This is a genomic window from Sporosarcina thermotolerans, assembly GCF_042658975.1.
Lineage (GTDB): Bacteria > Bacillota > Bacilli > Bacillales_A > Planococcaceae > Sporosarcina > Sporosarcina thermotolerans.
In genome coordinates, this window is sequence record NZ_JBHSRM010000013.1 from 1 (window position 1) to 16,896 (window position 16,896).

Sequence of the window (16,896 nt, forward strand, 5' to 3'; positions counted from 1 at the left end):
GAGGGTTAATGAATTTTCCTATATTCCGAAACGGGCGCAATTGTCGTTTATTTAACTAACGGGTGCTTTACTTCAGGAAGGAGTAAAGCCTTTTTTCTTATTGAACCAACGTAGCAGACTAGGAATGTCTAATATATCGGAGGTGTGCCTATGCAAAGGATTTTAATAGTAACAATTCTTGGAGTTGTTATATTAGCAGGTTGTTCTTTGGTTGATGGAAAATCAGAGAATGAAATACAAACTGTTTCGAGTGCAAGCTGGGTAACTGAATTCGTTACATGGGGGAATGAATCTTATGTTGTTACAGAAGAGGAAGTTAATGAAGAGGAAATAGGTGCTGAAATTGGCGAAGTTACTTTCTATTCTCAACAAGAAATTTCTGACACTAGTGGGAACTTCTCAAATAAATATAAAGAAGGAACAAAGTATTATGAGATAACCGATATTAATAAAAAGGAAGCAATAGCTATCGAAGTCAAAGAGGGAAAGTTTCTTAAAGCTGTTATATTTGAAATATGGAAAGAAGAAACTTTTAATTAGATAGGATTTCTTCTTCAACTAACGAGGTGCTTTAGTAAAATAGAGAAACGCCTTCTGTTGATTCTTAATATTGGTACTCATAACCAGGAGAAAAGATATCCTCGTGAATAAAAATGGTGAAAGGGGTGTTTTCTTGGTTACGTATCGGTATCCATCATATAAAAGGTTATTAGTTACCTGTTTACTTGTTTTGGCATTATCATTCCTCTTCAACGGACTCTTATCCAATCAAAGATCTTCAGTTGATGTAATCGATATGCCAGATGATTATATAACCATAGAGGGTTATGTGGTTTCCAAAAGAATTGATACTGTATGGTTAGCGAAAGAACCAGTAAGCGTATGGGGGAGATTAACAGGATACTTTACCTCGAACTATGGAATGGATAGTATCATCGTGTCAAAACACAATGTTGCTGAGAATCACAACATATTTGATGACCTGAAGATAAACCAAGAAGTACGTGTTTATGGTGACAACCTAAGAGAATCGCTTCCAGGTAAAATTGCAGCTTATTACATTGAAATTATCAGTAATGATTAGATATGGCTATCAACAAGTATCAATTTATATTGGAAATCATTAAGCTATCGGAACAGGATATTTGAAATACAATGATGAGCAGGTGCAACGGAGTGTACTCTTTCTTCTTCAACTAAAGCAGAATAATTATGAAAATATGGATTTAAAAAGGGGATGTGTCTGTGATCTATCTAACCGTTCAGAGTTCTGAGCGTAAAAGGAGGCATGAATTTTAAGACGTTAAAATTACTCATTAGCTTAATCGGGATATTTTCAATTTTATTAGTAGGTTGTTCAAACGATTTACAAAACACGGAACTAAGTATAGTAGTCGAAAAGCGTATTGGCGATGAAAATAACTATGAAGACTTTAGAGAGGTCACTGATAATGAGCAGGTTCAAAAATTGAAAGAAATCTTAAAAGATGCAAATTGGATAAATGCAAAAGCAGAAATGGTAACCCCACCTGATTACAGATTTGCATTTCGTTTTAAAAATCCTAACATTGAAGCCAAAGCGGTATTATATGAACTATGGATCACTCCAAACATAGATAAAGTAGTACTCATTGGAGGAAATCAATATGTCAAATTAGACATAGACAAGTCAGCAGAGCTATTTAAAATCGTTACAGGAGAAGAATTAACGGACCAGTGAAGCATCAGCAAATTGAACTTGTATTAGCTATTCCACTAACGGGTTTAGTTAAATAAGGACATCTATACAATGAGCTCAAAAAAGTATGACGTCAATCCATGAAGGGCAGCTGAATATGATGAAACCAATACTTAATATACCGGTGACCCCTATAGCAAATCTGCACGAAGAGTTGAAACAGTTGATTCCACGTTCAATCGCAATCGGACATCATAATGATGTATTCGTCTTACTGGCGGAAGAAATTCCTCCTTTAATTAATGGTAGTTTCCCCTCAACGGTTACGGAGAAGAGCTACAGTTATCATGTCGTACATTTGAAGGACGGAAAGAAGAATGTGATCCAATTGCCAGAAGAAACGTGGAATTATCATTTTATACAGCCGATTGATGACGAGCATTTCATGCTTGTCTGTGCTCGTTCGTATTATCACGATGCGCAGAATATTGAAGAAAATGCAAGGGTGTATGATTTGAATGGACGTTTTATCCGATCTTTTTGTTTAGGCGATGGGATTGAGCATGTGTATGTGACAAGGAATCAGGAGATTTGGACCGGATACTTTGATGAAGGGGTTTTTGGCAATTACGGCTGGGAGAAACCGGTCGGCAGGAGCGGGCTCGTTGGCTGGGATTCTATGGGTCGTAAGTTAGATTCCCTTGAGGAGGATAAGGAATATCACATTTTTGAGTGTCTTGCGCTGAATGGTGATTCTAACGGTGGGATTTGGTTTTTCTTCAGTATTGAATCGAAAATTGGAATGCGAAAAGAAGGGCAGTCAGTGTATTATTCACCCGAAGATATAAGTTTCAACTCGTTTGCGGTAAGCGGAGAGAAGATTGTTGCATATTTGAATAGATGGGGGCAGCAGGCAATGATTGAGCTGCAGCGCGAAGGAGAAATCTTTAAGAAAATCCATAAAATCGAGTTGATTAAACCGAATGGAATGGTTGTTGAGGCACAATTAGTCAGTAACCGGGAAAATATGCTGCTGTTTTTAGACCGTGATGAATTGTATATGTATGAAGCGAAATAGGGAAAATAATAGGACGAAGGAGTGGGAAAATGACTCTATTGTATATGTTAATAGGAGCATTACCGGGATTACTCTTTCTTGGGATTCCGGGTGCAGTGATCGGTGGGCTGATAGGGTTTGTGTATGGAGCCACTCAATCAAATCATAGAAGAATTGTAGAATTGGAAAAGGAAGTAAATGAGCTGAAAGAAAATAAAAATAAATCGGGAAATTGAATTGATAGGAACAAATATATTGAAATATTTGTTATAATAAATATATGAAAAATATTAAAGTGGAAGAGGGGTAGTGAAAATGGACGTAAGATTTCCAATTGGGGAGTTGCAAGTTCCTGAAAATGTAACTTTAGAGAATGTACAAGAATGGTTAAAGGATATCGAATCTTATACGACTCGGTTAAGGGAAACTGTTGACCATTTGGGTGACGAGGATTTAAATAAAACATATCGCGATGGTGCTTGGACAGTACTGCAACTTGTACATCATATAGCGGATTCACAGCTAAACATGTATCAACGTCTAAAGCTTGCATTAACAGATGAAAATCCAACAGTACCAGGATTTGATGAGGAAAAGTGGGCTATCCAACCGGATACGCAGCTTCCTGCTGAAAGCTCCATTAAAATGCTTGAAGGTATAAACGAGCGTATCGTATATTTAGGAAATCATCTAACTGAAGATCAATTAGATCGGACTTTCACCCATGGGAAGAACGGGAAAATTACCGTTGCTACAAAACTTAGGAAATTAGCTTGGCACGAAGAGCACCACTTGGCGCATATAAAAATAGCTTTATCTAAATGATTTTATTCGCTTTTACCGACTAAAAATCCAAATACACCTTTTCTACAGAGGTGTATTTTTTATTGGAATGAATTTTTTGAAAAGTATTAATATCTTCATGGTATAATAGATTAAATGGAATAATCAGGGTTTTTGGACGTTCAAAAGAAAGTTGTCAATCAGATTAGATTCGGCATTAAAAAAGGGGATGTTAATTTTGTTCAATAGAAGAAGGTCAGTGGTATTAATATTCACGTTAGGTGTTCTAACATCAATATTAACACTTCCGTTTCTGTATGCTTTAGGTGTCCCTTCCTTTGACGTTGTTCTCACGTGGGCCTTTGGAGAGGTGAATATCTGGGCAATAATTCTCTCTATATTGCTGTTCATCGCGGTCTTGTTTGGCGTAGGAAAGGCACTAAAAACTTCAAACTAATAGCGTCGGTATGTAAAGAGGGGTTGGAATAAATGAAAAAAACAATAATGTGTTTATTGATAATCACCCTTTTAGTTAATTCGTCTGCTCACGCGTTGAGTTGGGCTATTGAGTTTGTCGTTTGGAATGGAAAGGTATATGAGGTCACGGATGAAAAAGTAATTGATAGTTTGATTGGCAAGCGAATAGGAGAGGTCAAAACAAAGCCCAATGATATGACGGGTAGCCATTATGGGAATGCATCCAATTATTATCCTATTGGGACAGGGTATTTTAAAATAAGTGGTATATCTCCGAGGGATGCTATTGCAGTCGAAGAAAGTGCGGGTAAATGGGTAAAAGCAGTCTATGCCCATAAGGCGCCTTTTCATTGGATGAATGTATTCAATGGTATCTTCCCGTTTTTAGTTTTATTTGCAATAGTATTGCTTTTTGTATTGTGGAAACGAAAAGTGAGAAGACACGAGGGGGATAATGGGGAGTTATGATAACCTCAACAATGATTTTGGGTTGGATAGGCGTTTTATTGTTTTTGATCATAATCTTAACATTTAAGTCGATGACAAAGAAAAATGAGTATGCTTTCCTCCATTTGTTGATGGCAATTATGTACGCCATGTGGTTTCCTTTGCCATTGGCATTAAACCATCTAATCGAATCCGATATAGTATTAGTAGGAACCGTATTTGGCTTTGCCTATTTGTTTTTGTTAGTGAGCTCCATGGTACTTCAAACTGGTCATATTGCATTTATCGAAAAGCATGACAAGGAACATTCCATTCCCGAAAAACATGCGGAATATATGATGGCAACATTGACGAAGCCTTTTGAGAGTTTCCTTGGTGTGTTTAAAAGTATATGGGCCATTTTTTTAGGAATTTCCTTCTGGCAAAGTGGAGAATTGTTGATGGCGGGTTTGATGCTCCTATTTGGTTTATTTATTTTTTATTATTTATTTATTTCGATAGACGCCAGTTTGATGAAGCGAGTAAAACTGTTCTCAAAAGTGAAGCCTAATATATTTATAGTAAACCTTGAAACATTGGCTTTCTTCATAACTTTGATGTGTTACGTCACGTACAGGTCTTTTTCATTGTGAGGAGTGAACTTGTGAAGGTTAAATCATTCGTATTCAGTATATGCATTTTTTCATTCATTTTAGTTGCGGGCTGTTCTTCAAGTGCTGACTGGAATTCAAGATTTGTTGTATGGAACGGCTATTTGTATGATGTGAGCGAAGAGTATATAACTGAAACTGATGATGAGATTGGTCGGGTTACAAAGTATTCAGATAAGGAAGGAACATATTCTGGAACCTATTCGAACAAGTATAAAAAAGGTACTAAGCTTTATTCAATAAAAGGTGTTCATACGGATGAAGCGATTGCGGTTGAGGAAGATGGTAAGTACCGAAAATTAATTAATAATGGAAAGTATGGGGAAAAGTGATTTTTTTAGGGGATGAATAAATGAGTGATGAAATTTTAGAACAAAGAAAAGCAGAGCTAGCAGAAAAATTGGGGTTAGGCAAAACAGAACCGTTGAAAAGCACGTTTTTTAAAGGAGATTTTGGTTACAGTATTAATCTCACAGAACTGCTTTCGATATTGATACTTTTTATATTGGTCGTTTTTCTTTTTGTTTATCGAAAAAAGAAAAAGAAACAATTATAAACAGGTGAGTAATGAGTATAAAACAGAACCGATGATGTGGTTGGTCGGGTTATAAAGTATTCGGATAAGGATAGGTGAAGAATATGAAATTATACTTATCGTCCTATAAGATTGGGAACGAGGAAGAAAAACTGAAAGAAATGACGAAAAATGGGAACCGAAAAGTTGCATATATCAATAATGCTTTGGACTTTGCAACCGATTTAGAACGGAAAAATAAAAGCGACTCACTGGATATATTGGATCTTGAAAGATTGGGTTTTACTGTTGATATCTTGGACCTGAAACAGTATTTCGGTAACAAAGAAGGATTAAAAGAAAAACTTGATCGGTATGATGTTCTCTGGGTAAGAGGTGGAAACACTTTTGTTCTTGCGCAAGCCATGAAGTTAAGCGGATTTGATGAAATTATAAAGAAGTATTACATTGAAAAGAAGGATATTTTATATGGAGGATATAGTGCAGGTGCTTGTATCCTTGGGCCAACATTAAAAGGCATTCACTTGGCGGATAATCCGAATCAGAAACCATATGGGGAAGAGCATCAAACCATTTGGGAGGGATTACACCTAATTGATTATGTAATTGCCCCTCATTATAAATCAGACCATCCTGAATCCGAAGATATAGATAGATCTATCGAATATATGATTGAAAATAAAATACTTTTTAAAGCGCTGAAGGATGGGGAAGTAATTGTCATCGAATGAATAGAGAGAGGTATTGTATTCAGATGCGTAACTGGACGTATACGTTTTATATGCTTTGATTTTAGGTATTGTGGCATTTTTTACAGGTGAAATTGTTACTTTCATTATGCTTGGTTTTATTTTGATTGCTCTTATTAATATCAATACAACGCTTAAAAGAATTTATGAAAGAAATGACGAGCGCGATATTTAGAGGGTGCCAAGGAGGTTGTTAATCTGATTTTTATCACGATTTTATTTTCTTTATTTACTTTATTTACTTCGTCCATTGTATCAATTCATTTAAGAAAAAAGACGAATCGAAATTTATTAAGTATGCTGTCAGCCTTTTTTGGTAAACGGATTTATTTTAACAATAGCTATGTTGTTATCTTACCAATTGAATGAGGAAGCACGTATTTTTGGAACTGGTTATTCTGATCTATATTTTTTGATATTTTCTATTCCAGTTATAACGTGGATTAACTTTTTAATGCTGCAATTTGTAAAAAGGGGGAATTGACATGACATTAATACCCAGTCCAGATAAGGTAGTTAGGGAACTTGATGAATTAAAATTGGTGGGTTATCGTGTTTTGTGTTCCGGTGATGACTATTTAGCCGAAATACCGAAAGCATCACTTAGGTTAAATGAGCGTCTAAGTGAAATTAAACATGTGGTTAACTCAAGTGAACAAATTGGTGCGTTTGTTGTGGAAAGTGAAACTGAATGTATGGATGGTTACTGGGTTTGTGTTGAAGTAAAGGTGTTTGAGGATATTCCTGCTGGGATGGTAACTCTAACAGTACCTTCACAGCGATATGCTTCTTTCAGGCATAAAGGTTCGAATTTTGAAATCGTACAATCGTATAATGAGTTGCACAGATGGATTGAAGATAATAACTTTAATAGGCTGAAAAATAAATGGCATTTAGAAAAGTTTTATAAATGGGGAAATGCCGAAAAACTAGATGTAGAGTTATTGGATACTATTGAGTAATTCAGGTTTTTGTAGAAAAGACACTTGATACTAAAAAAAGGCTATCCCGGATAAGGGACAGCCTTTTCGCATTTAAATTAGAGGATTATCCGGATAGTCCATTCGAACATCACGGTACGTATACTCCCCGTCAATTAAAACAAGAATCTTCCCTTCATTGAAGTAATCATTATATCGATTTGCTTCATCTTCCGGAATACCCGCACCAATCAATGCTCCCGCAAGACCTCCGACCCCAGCACCTGCCGCAGCACCTGTTATGCCTGCAACAATTGGGCCTGCTGCTATAATTGGTCCAACTCCCGGTATGGCGAGTGCACCAAGACCTGCGAGTACGCCGCCAAGACCTCCAAGTACTCCTCCAGTGGCCGCCCCTGTAGCAGCACCGTCAGCAGCATGTGTTCCGGTCTGATCTTCAATGTTTTCTACGTGGTCCCTATCTTTACTTATTATTGAAATGTCATGTGAACGATACCCTTGTCTCTTCAATTCTTCGATTGCCGCCACGGCTTCAGCTTCAGTATCATAGTAACCTACTACATGTCGTTGTACCAAATTCAAACGCCTCCTGAGTAAAGTTATTGTTCTATCGATTACTACTCTTAAATTACCCCAACCATTCATTCTCAAACATTCATAAAAAATCGATTGGTTGAAGTTAGTGATTAACGGGTATTTTTATCGATAGAATTTGGAGGTGTTTGTTATGGATTATTTAATTATAGGATCAAAACTCATTGTCGGACTTATTGCCTTAATGGTGGTCATTAGGCTATTAGGGAAAAAACATTTGGCTGAGATGACTCCGTACGACATCATCTATTTGATCATATTTGGCGGCATCCTTGAAGAAAGCATCTATGATAGTGAAGTTTCCATATGGATGTTCCTCTTTTCACTTGCTGTATGGGCTGCGTCTATTTACTTTATAGAAAAATTAGTGGCCCGATGCAATCCTTTACGAATACTCCTGAAGGGGGAACCCGATCAATTAATAGATGACGGAAAGGTCAATATCAAAGCCTTTAAGAGAAATCAATTGGAGATGGAACAGGTACGAACAATGCTCCGTCAACAAGGTGTTTTTTCACTAAGAGAGGTTCGTGATATGTATATTGAACCAGGCGGACAAATTTCCATCAATTCCTTTGCAAAGTACAAATCTGTTACGGCAGGTGACTTGGAGCTTGAGAAGGAGGAGGAGGCACCGAGCGTGCTATTAGTCGACGAGGGAGAAGTGAAGCGGGAGGTCTTGAATGCGATCGGTAAATCAGAACAATGGTTAAGAGAGGGGCTAATAGATGAGGGATTTGATGAAATAGAAAAGATTCTATACTGCGAATGGTCGAAAGCTGATGGGTTTTTCATACGAAGCTATGCAGATACTATAAATACTAACAAACATAAACCCAGTTGACTGAAAACAGCTCGTTTACTGCAATTGTCGTGATATACTTGAAATCTAAAAGCTGAATTGGAATTTGAGGTGTTTTCATGAAACATATAATTGGGGGCATTCAGTGGGCGGTTTTTTTACTTGCATCCTCGATTGCAGCACCAATCGCCATAGCGCATGTGTTTGGTATGGATACAGTGGAAACTACACTGTTCATTCAACGAACAATGTTTGTGCTTGGTTTGGCTTGTCTCATTCAAGCATTTGTCGGTCATCGTCTGCCGATCAATGAAGGGCCGGCCGGACTTTGGTGGGGCATTTTCGTTGTGTATGCTGGCATGGTGGGCGTCATGTATCCATCAAGCGGGGATGCATTACAAGCATTGCAAAGTGGCATGATTGTTAGCGGAATCCTATTTATTCTGTTAGCCATCACCGGATTAATCTCTAAAATGAAAACACTTTTCACGCCTGCCGTTACATTTACATACCTTATGCTTCTCATCTTACAATTGAGCGGAACGTTTTTAAAAGGAATGGTTGGAGTAGAAACTCATAGTGACCGAATTGATGGGTTATTGTTCTTGGGTAGCCTTTTGGTAGTCTTAGTCACATTCTTTACAATGAATCATAAAGTTCCATGGGTGAAAAGATATTCTGTCCTTTTGTCAATCGGGATTGGTTGGATCCTTTTTTTAGTCATCGGAAAAGCGGGGTTTGTTCATTCTGAATTTGACGGATGGATTCAATTTCCGCAAGTTCTTGTCTATGGAATGCCGGTATGGGATAGTGGAATGTTTATTACTGCGGGATTTATAACACTGTTGCTCATCGCAAATATGATGGCATCCATTCGGGTTATGGAAAGTTTATTGAAGCAATCATTTTCGATTACCCCGCCAGATCGTATGAAACAGGGGTCGATTGCATCCGGCTTGAACCATTTGTTTGCAGGTTTATTTTCCGCAATTGGTCCGGTTCCAATTTCCGGGGCAGCCGGGTTTGTCGGTGCAACAAGGATCGCTTCTATAAAACCGTTTATCGTAGGAAGTATCATCGTAATCGTCATTACCATTTTTCCTGCAATCATGTCGGTATTTGCTGCATTGCCAGCCCCGGTTGCTTATGCTGTCACATTTGCGATATTCACGAAAATGGTGGAAATGGCATTTCGTGAGTTATCAGTAGAGCCGAATCAGGAACGTGGCTACAAAGTTGCGGCAGTTGGATTGATGATCGGTGTTGGTATCATGTTCATCCCGCAAGAAAGCATGTCCGATTTGCCAAATGCCATTTCTGCGGTCTTGTCGAATGGGCTTATAACGGGAACAGTAATTGCGATTTTAATCGAACAGTTTTATCTGTGGAGGGAACGGCGTCGAACTTGAAATACTTCAAGATTCGGGTAGGTCCAAAGTAATGAAACGACGATAACTTTGTGAAATTGACCGATAAGATCATAATAGTGACCGATAACTCGCGCTGAGTGACCGATAACTCCAGAGAAATGACCGATAATTCTCAGTAAGTGACCGATAACATCCAAAACAAAAGGGCTGCCCCGAAAAGTCATTTTAAATGACGATTTGGGACAGCCCTTGCTTGTTCATTTTGTAATTAATTTCTCGTTGGTGTAATTCAACTTTACTAACTGATCATAAGCATCATCAACTGAACTTGCATGGATGACAAAGTTGTTTTCATGCGGACGTTTTGTCGTTGAATATTCGTAACGGGGATCATAATAATGCTCAAGCAATAATTTTACTGCTGACTCAAAATGCCCCTCATTCAAGCTTTCTTCAATCTCTTTCGCAATTGGCACATGGATTCGGCGTTGTATTAATCGGAATGCCTCGATGAACTGCTCCTGAGATTCCCATGGATTATAGTCGGATAAAATGTTGTGAACACGTTCTTCAATAGGAAGATGGATGAAAACATGTATTCCATTTTCTTTTTTATCAAATAGGTAAGAGGGGACTAACACCTTGCCGATTCGTTTGCTTTCACCTTCGATAAAAACATATGGCTTTTGCTTAACTTTTTGAATTTGCTGGACTAACAATGAGTCGAACTTCTTTTGGTTATTCGGTTCAAGTCCAATTTGGCCGAAAATGGATCCTCGATGTCCAGCAAATTGTTCTAAATCGATCACCGGATGACCTTCATCCGCAAGTCTTTGTAGTAGTAAGGTTTTGCCGGTACCCGTATATCCGTTCAATACGATCAGTTTTGGTGGAAAATCTTCTTTTTCCAATTCCTTCACGACCCATTGGCGATATGTGCGAATTCCGCCACTAAGACGGTTTGCGTTTATGCCCATTAGGTCAAGTACAGTTGCGGCTGTCTTGCTTCGCATGCCGCCACGCCAGCAAAAGACGGTCATCGGTGTTTCAATCGTTTTGAATTGTCTGATGAAATCTGGTAGCTTCGCCGAGAAAATTTCAAGCCCACGTTCATTGGCTGCGTCTTTGCCGACTCGTTTATAAAGTGTCCCAATCTCAGCTCGCTCTTCATCGGAAAAGAAAGGGATGTTAATGCTCCCTGGGATTGTCGCTTCCTTATATTCAGAGGGCGACCTGACGTCGATCAATGTATGAGGTTCTCGTTCTTTTATGAATAACAGGTCTTGTATGCTAATATCTCGAAACATCTTTTTCACCTACTAATTTAAGTCATACTACGTTTATTTTGCCTTTATGTTCACCAGTCACTTCACCGATGATGGCAGCGTTGACGCCATTTGCTTTCATTGTATCGACAAGTTCAGTTGCATGGTCGGAAGAAACAGATATAAGCAGACCGCCTGAAGTTACCGCGTCACATAAGATGTAACGGTCCAATTGATCAAGATGATCGGCGTAAGTGACTGCATCAGCAACATGTGCATAGTTGCTTTTTGTCCCGCCAGGAATTCTACCTGCTTCCGCAAGTTCCTTCGTGCGCGGGAGGATAGGCACTTGTTCGGCAAAGATTCGAATTCCTGCATTGCTTGCTTTGGCCATCTCAGTTGCATGCCCAAGCAAACCGAATCCAGTTACATCTGTAGCCGCATGGACGTCAAAGTCAGACATCACTTCGGATGCTGTCTTATTCAATGTGGTCATAATTGAAGTCACTTGTTCTATTTCATCAGTTGTCAGTGCGCCATTTTTCAATGAAGTTGTGTAAATCCCAACCCCGATCGGCTTCGTCAAAACAAGTTTGTCGTTAGGCTTTGCACCTGCATTCGTACGTACCTTATCGGGATGAACAGTTCCTGTCACTGATAGGCCGAACTTTGGCTCCTGATCGTCAATGGAATGTCCGCCGACAAGTGTGACACCCGCCTCTTTCAACTTGTCTCCAGCCCCACGTAAAATATCGGCAAGAATGCTTTTGTCCAATTTTGCTATCGGGAACGCGACGATATTAAGAGCAGTTATCGGCTTTCCGCCCATTGCATATACATCGCTAATTGCATTTGTTGCTGCAATTTGCCCAAAATCATATGGATCGTCCACAATCGGGGTGAAAAAGTCGAGTGTCTGCACGATTGCGAGATCGTCCGTTAATTTGTAAACTCCCGCATCATCACTCGTATCAAGGCCGACTAAAAGATTTGGGTCAAATGGAGCTTGTGGAAGTGATTGCAGGACTTGTGATAAATCAGCCGGTCCTATTTTACAGCCGCAGCCTCCTTTTGTTGTTAGGGATGTCAATTTTACAGAGTTTGATGTAGTCATCCGGTGAACCACCTTTCAAATTTTTAAGTTAAAAATAGTGTAGCACACTAATTGCTTGCTAATGTATTATCAAGTTTTGAAAAGAAAGAATGTTTAACTCTTAAATCAAGAAAAATAGAAAAAAGAGTGGTACATTGGTTAAGAAAATACAATTTGGGAGGTATGGAGATGAGTACTTCTTTTTCAATGTTGATCAACGGAAAAGAAACCGGGGGAGACCGTCCTTCAATTGAAGTCGTTAATCCAGCGACAGGAAAAACAATTGCAACTGTTCCAGATGGTGGGGCAGAAGAGGCGAGATTGGCAGTGGATGCTGCTACTGATGCATTTCAAAAATGGTCCATGCTTTCTGCGTATGAAAGAAGCAGCTATTTAGTCAAATGGCATGTATTAATCAATGAAAATTTAGAAGATCTTGCTCAAACAATGACCGAAGAACAAGGTAAGCCTTTGGCAGAAGCCCGAGGGGAAATGAATTATGCAAATGGTTTCATCTCCTGGTATGCGGAAGAAGCAAAGCGGATTTACGGTGAAACGATTCCCGCAAGCGGTGCAGGCAAGCGGATTTTCATCCATAAACAACCTGTAGGAGTAACAGCAGTAATCACCCCTTGGAATTTCCCTGCGGCAATGATTACGCGAAAAGTCGGCCCTGCACTCGCTGCGGGATGTACTGTCGTTATCAAACCGGCCGAACAAACGCCGTTGACTGCGATTAAATTGGCTCAACTTGCAATGGAAGCAGGGATTCCGGATGGTGTCATTAATGTTGTGACGGGTGACGCAAAGGCAATAGGGGAGACTTGGCTTCAGGATCAACGTGTTAGGAAACTGACATTTACAGGATCGACGGAAGTTGGAAAGCTGCTGATGCGTGGAGCGGCCGATACGGTCAAGAAGATTTCGCTTGAACTTGGGGGGCATGCGCCTGCAATTGTCATGGATGATTGTGATCTCGATAAGGCAGTGGAAGGTGTAGTCGCGGCGAAATTCAGAAATGCCGGGCAGACTTGTGTTTGCGCGAATCGAATTTACGTTCATGAGACGATAGTGGATGAGTTTTCCGAAAGGTTGGCCGAACGAGTTAAGCAATTGAAGGTAGGAAATGGCAAGGAAGAAGGGGTTACGATAGGCCCTCTTATCGATGAAAATGCTATTCAAAAAGTACAACGACATGTCGACGATGCGGTTAAGAAAGGTGCAAAGGTCGTAGCTGGTGGGAAACGTCAAAATGGACTTTTTTATGAACCGACGATTTTGACAGGAGTAAACGATGAGATGATTTGTATGAAGGAAGAGACATTCGGCCCCGTAACACCTATAACAACATTCTCTTCTGAAGAGGAGGTTATTGCCCGGGCGAACGATTCAATCTATGGATTGGCGGCATATGTATTCACTGAGAATTTATCAAGAGGGATCAGGATGAGTGAGAAGTTGGAATATGGTATCGTCGGTCTGAATGATGGTTTACCATCCACTCCTCAAGCACCATTTGGCGGATTCAAGCAAAGTGGGTTAGGCAGGGAAGGCGGACATTATGGGCTGGATGAGTACATTGAAGTGAAATATATTTCTGTTGGTTTGTGACTCTTAGGTAAAGGAGAATTACTATGGAGCATATCTTCTTAAAAGAAACTCTGAATAAACCTGCAACAAGCGAAGAAATAACACGTGTCGAACAAACGCTCTGAAGAAAACTGCCGACTGATTTCGTACAACTGTTGAAAAAAGTAAATGGTGGAACTGTAAAAGAAACGCATCGAGCATTTCCTGTGGATTTTCCTATTGAAAGCGGAGATGGATTCATTATGGTAGAAGAAATCATGGGAGCAAACGAAGAAGGTTTGTTGTTAAGTGATTATTTCATACTGGAATGTGGCCTGCCCGAGGGGCTTGTCCTATTCTCCGGTAGCGGACATGCTTGGGTCGGTTTTAATTATAAAAATCGAGAGGTTCCAAATGTTGTCTATGTAGAGTCGGATGAAGGAAGTGGGAATAATCTCCATGTGATTGCGGACACTTTTACCGAATTCATCAATATGCTGACAGTGGTAGGGTGATAGTGAGTAATAAGTTTAATCTGGAGGTAAATAAGCTATGGATATGATCTTTGCAGTTATTGGTTTTTATTTTATGCCCATATTGGCCATCATTTTTTGTGTCAATCTTGTAGAAATAATAAAAAAAGTAAAGAATGAACAACAAACTACTACTAATACTTTTTGGATGACAACAGCATTTATGTTGATTGTATGGACGATCTCAGTATTGGTTATTGCGACTTCCTAAAGAAAAGGGTGGGAATTTGGATATAAAAATAAAGTTTAGACACGATATTAAACTTAGGCCTATAACGATGGAAGATTTCAGTTGTGTTGCAAAATGGAGTAAGGACAATGTATTTTGCATAGCGAATGGATGGGATTTGAATAGGGATGAGCAAGAATTGTTTAACTGGTGGGGGCGTTGCGTAAACAATGACTCAGAAGGTTTTTTTCGAATCGGTATTGAATTGGAAAGCAAGTTAATTGGATATGCGGATTTGGCTTGCATAAATGGGAATTCTGCTGAAATAGGCATTGCAATTGGAGACAGTACTCTTTGGGGGAAAGGTATAGGATCTGATTCCTGTAAACTTCTGATGAATTATGCCTTTAAGCATTTTGGAATTACGATTTTCAATGCGGAAACCCATGAAACGAATCTTCGCTCAAGGAAAATGCTTGAGAGCATAGGATTCCAAGAAGCAAGCAGAATTGGAACAGAGGAATATTTAGGTACGGATAGCAAGTTGATTCAATATAAATTCATATTCAATTAAATCTGCAGATACTATCTTTAAAACTATTTCTCTCTTAAACATAAAATGGTAGACTGAAAACGACAACTTAGATGAAGGGGGAAACAGTTTGATTTTCAGAAAAGCCGCTATGGTCATTGTCGCCATAGTGATGTCGTTTGCTGCTGTGTTCACGGTCACCCTAAAAGATTCTGTAGTACAAGCTTCAAGTCACTACCAGTCAATGGAAAAAAGCTTAAATGCGATTATGAACGATTCCATTATGAAATCCGCCAATAGTAGCGTCACTGTCCGAAAGGCTTCAACAGGGGAGATTATTTATCAGTCGAACGCCGGAAAGAAAGTAACACCAGCCTCTACACTAAAACTATTAACCTCTGCCGCTGCATTGGAAACACTAAGTGAGGAATATCGATTCCGTACGGATTTACTTACGGATGGCACTATTTCAAAAGGGGTCTTAAAAGGAAATCTTTATCTACGTGGGCAAGGCGATCCGACGCTTTTGAAGACTGATTTGGATCAGTTTGCTGCGACCCTATCGAAAATGGGGATAAAGCAAATAACTGGCGATTTAGTCGGTGATGATACTTGGTTCGATTCTATTAGACTATCACCAGGTATTGATAAAGAGGACGAAACGCATTATTACGCTGCACAAATATCTGGTTTGACGCTCTCGCCGAATACCGATTATGATGCCGGAACGGTAATCGTGGATGCAAAACCGGCTAAAAATGGCTATAAGGCGAACGTTACGTTGAGCCCAGCTACGAAAATTGTCACTGTCGTCAATAAATCAAAAACTGTCCCAAAAGGATATAAAAATACGTTGTCTATTAAACGACAACCCGGAACGAACACAATTCTTATTTCAGGCAATGTGCCGGTGGGTAGTGCTGGGAGTAAACAATGGGTTACCGTATCAAATCCCACGGCCTATACGCTTGATGTCTTTAAACAATCATTGGCATCCAAAGGGATTAAATTTGCGGCCACTTCGAAAACAGTCAGCAGACAAGTTCCGGCAAATGTTTCAATTATCACATCTAAACAATCGATGCCATTGAAAAACTTAATGAAACCATTTATGAAGTTAAGCAATAATACGCATGCGGAAATTTTAGCGAAAACAATGGGGCGGAAAGTTTATGGGACAGGCAGTTGGAATTCAGGATTACGAGTTATGCGCGAATACGCGGAATCCATCGGTCTAAATCCTTCTGAGTGGGTCTTTGAAGATGCTTCGGGATTCTCCCATAATAACAAAGTGACGTCCGAACAATTGACGGAATTGCTTTACCAAGTTCGGCGTGCACCATGGTACGGCAGTTTTGTACAAGGACTTCCAATTGCAGGGGTAAATGACAGATTTGTCGGTGGGACGTTGAGAAACAGATTAACTACTGCCCCCGTTAAAGGAAAAGTCGTTGCGAAAACAGGAAACTTAAACAGTGTGAGTTCACTGGCCGGTTATGTAGAAACGAAAAAAGGGGAGACGCTCATTTTCACCGTTCTAACTCAAGGACAAACGAAAAGTACAATCCCTACAATTGATAGAATCGCAATGATTCTTGCAAATTCATAAATCGAAAAAGAAATGAAAACGCACCCTGTCCGAATGGATAGGG

At 39.4% G+C, this 16,896-nt stretch carries 22 protein-coding genes; 19 read left to right on the plus strand and 3 right to left on the minus strand.

Translation table 11 applies throughout. The features are described 5' to 3' along the window. Positions 1 to 150: 150 nt before the first annotated feature. The 12 genes from ACFPZG_RS07785 to ACFPZG_RS07840 all read left to right on the plus strand — a co-directional run bounded on the left by ACFPZG_RS07785 (position 151) and on the right by ACFPZG_RS07840 (position 7,338). Positions 151 to 540, plus strand: a complete 390-nt coding sequence (locus tag ACFPZG_RS07785; protein ID WP_283732009.1) for a hypothetical protein — start codon at positions 151 to 153, stop codon at positions 538 to 540. A gap of 103 nt (positions 541 to 643) precedes the next feature. Next, on the plus strand, positions 644 to 1,084 hold the full coding sequence (locus tag ACFPZG_RS07790) for a DUF3221 domain-containing protein (protein ID WP_317939955.1): 441 nt from the start codon (positions 644 to 646) through the stop codon (positions 1,082 to 1,084). 204 nt (positions 1,085 to 1,288) lie between these two features. Beyond that, a complete protein-coding gene (locus ACFPZG_RS07795; protein ID WP_283732007.1) occupies positions 1,289 to 1,720 on the plus strand; it encodes a hypothetical protein in 432 nt (143 codons plus the stop codon). A gap of 85 nt (positions 1,721 to 1,805) precedes the next feature. Then, positions 1,806 to 2,756, plus strand: a complete 951-nt coding sequence (locus ACFPZG_RS07800; protein WP_317939956.1) for a hypothetical protein — start codon at positions 1,806 to 1,808, stop codon at positions 2,754 to 2,756. 29 nt (positions 2,757 to 2,785) lie between these two features. Then, positions 2,786 to 2,971, plus strand: a complete 186-nt coding sequence (locus ACFPZG_RS07805) for a hypothetical protein (protein WP_317939957.1) — start codon at positions 2,786 to 2,788, stop codon at positions 2,969 to 2,971. 79 nt (positions 2,972 to 3,050) lie between these two features. Further along, the gene (locus tag ACFPZG_RS07810; protein WP_283732004.1) at positions 3,051 to 3,560 is read left to right on the plus strand and encodes a YfiT family bacillithiol transferase; all 510 of its coding nucleotides are present in this window, start codon (positions 3,051 to 3,053) and stop codon (positions 3,558 to 3,560) included. A gap of 447 nt (positions 3,561 to 4,007) precedes the next feature. After that, on the plus strand, positions 4,008 to 4,463 hold the full coding sequence (locus tag ACFPZG_RS07815) for a hypothetical protein (protein WP_283732003.1): 456 nt from the start codon (positions 4,008 to 4,010) through the stop codon (positions 4,461 to 4,463). After that, positions 4,460 to 5,074, plus strand: a complete 615-nt coding sequence (locus tag ACFPZG_RS07820) for a hypothetical protein (protein WP_283732002.1) — start codon at positions 4,460 to 4,462, stop codon at positions 5,072 to 5,074. Before ACFPZG_RS07815 ends, ACFPZG_RS07820 begins: the two co-directional genes overlap by 4 nt. A gap of 11 nt (positions 5,075 to 5,085) precedes the next feature. Next, entirely contained in the window at positions 5,086 to 5,424 is a 339-nt protein-coding gene (locus ACFPZG_RS07825) for a hypothetical protein (RefSeq protein ID WP_283732001.1), read from the plus strand. Between the two features lie 20 nt (positions 5,425 to 5,444). After that, positions 5,445 to 5,648: a hypothetical protein gene (locus ACFPZG_RS07830; protein WP_283732000.1), complete on the plus strand. Its 204-nt coding sequence runs from the start codon at positions 5,445 to 5,447 to the stop codon at positions 5,646 to 5,648. A gap of 83 nt (positions 5,649 to 5,731) precedes the next feature. Further along, the gene (locus ACFPZG_RS07835; RefSeq protein ID WP_283731999.1) at positions 5,732 to 6,358 is read left to right on the plus strand and encodes a Type 1 glutamine amidotransferase-like domain-containing protein; all 627 of its coding nucleotides are present in this window, start codon (positions 5,732 to 5,734) and stop codon (positions 6,356 to 6,358) included. Positions 6,359 to 6,861: 503 nt separating this feature from the next. After that, positions 6,862 to 7,338, plus strand: a complete 477-nt coding sequence (locus ACFPZG_RS07840) for a GyrI-like domain-containing protein (protein ID WP_283731998.1) — start codon at positions 6,862 to 6,864, stop codon at positions 7,336 to 7,338. A 72-nt stretch (positions 7,339 to 7,410) separates the two neighbouring features. Here ACFPZG_RS07840 and ACFPZG_RS07845 read toward each other — a convergent pair whose 3' ends face one another. Continuing rightward, entirely contained in the window at positions 7,411 to 7,893 is a 483-nt protein-coding gene (locus ACFPZG_RS07845; protein WP_283731997.1) for a general stress protein, read from the minus strand. 151 nt (positions 7,894 to 8,044) lie between these two features. Between ACFPZG_RS07845 and ACFPZG_RS07850 the strand changes: the two genes are divergently transcribed. Both ACFPZG_RS07850 and ACFPZG_RS07855 read left to right on the plus strand, forming a co-directional pair. Next, entirely contained in the window at positions 8,045 to 8,755 is a 711-nt protein-coding gene (locus ACFPZG_RS07850) for a DUF421 domain-containing protein (protein WP_283731996.1), read from the plus strand. Positions 8,756 to 8,832: 77 nt separating this feature from the next. After that, a complete protein-coding gene (locus ACFPZG_RS07855) occupies positions 8,833 to 10,122 on the plus strand; it encodes a purine/pyrimidine permease (protein WP_317939958.1) in 1,290 nt (429 codons plus the stop codon). 218 nt (positions 10,123 to 10,340) lie between these two features. Here ACFPZG_RS07855 and mnmH read toward each other — a convergent pair whose 3' ends face one another. Both mnmH and selD read right to left on the minus strand, forming a co-directional pair. Then, the gene (gene mnmH, locus ACFPZG_RS07860) at positions 10,341 to 11,390 is read right to left on the minus strand and encodes a tRNA 2-selenouridine(34) synthase MnmH (protein ID WP_283731993.1); all 1,050 of its coding nucleotides are present in this window, start codon (positions 11,388 to 11,390) and stop codon (positions 10,341 to 10,343) included. A 22-nt stretch (positions 11,391 to 11,412) separates the two neighbouring features. Beyond that, positions 11,413 to 12,462: a selenide, water dikinase SelD gene (selD, locus tag ACFPZG_RS07865; protein ID WP_283731992.1), complete on the minus strand. Its 1,050-nt coding sequence runs from the start codon at positions 12,460 to 12,462 to the stop codon at positions 11,413 to 11,415. 168 nt (positions 12,463 to 12,630) lie between these two features. On the opposite strand from selD, the gene ACFPZG_RS07870 reads away from it, so the two are divergent. The 5 genes from ACFPZG_RS07870 to dacB all read left to right on the plus strand — a co-directional run bounded on the left by ACFPZG_RS07870 (position 12,631) and on the right by dacB (position 16,853). Beyond that, positions 12,631 to 14,052 (plus strand): NAD-dependent succinate-semialdehyde dehydrogenase, encoded by a 1,422-nt coding sequence (locus ACFPZG_RS07870; protein ID WP_317939959.1) that lies wholly within the window; start codon positions 12,631 to 12,633, stop codon positions 14,050 to 14,052. Positions 14,053 to 14,162: 110 nt separating this feature from the next. Beyond that, complete coding sequence (locus ACFPZG_RS07875; protein ID WP_317940236.1) at positions 14,163 to 14,525, plus strand: SMI1/KNR4 family protein; 363 nt, start codon at positions 14,163 to 14,165, stop codon at positions 14,523 to 14,525. Positions 14,526 to 14,562: 37 nt separating this feature from the next. After that, entirely contained in the window at positions 14,563 to 14,754 is a 192-nt protein-coding gene (locus tag ACFPZG_RS07880) for a hypothetical protein (protein ID WP_283731990.1), read from the plus strand. 16 nt (positions 14,755 to 14,770) lie between these two features. Beyond that, on the plus strand, positions 14,771 to 15,286 hold the full coding sequence (locus tag ACFPZG_RS07885) for a GNAT family N-acetyltransferase (RefSeq protein WP_283731989.1): 516 nt from the start codon (positions 14,771 to 14,773) through the stop codon (positions 15,284 to 15,286). An 88-nt stretch (positions 15,287 to 15,374) separates the two neighbouring features. After that, positions 15,375 to 16,853: a D-alanyl-D-alanine carboxypeptidase/D-alanyl-D-alanine endopeptidase gene (dacB, locus tag ACFPZG_RS07890; RefSeq protein WP_317939960.1), complete on the plus strand. Its 1,479-nt coding sequence runs from the start codon at positions 15,375 to 15,377 to the stop codon at positions 16,851 to 16,853. Positions 16,854 to 16,896 lie beyond the last annotated feature (43 nt).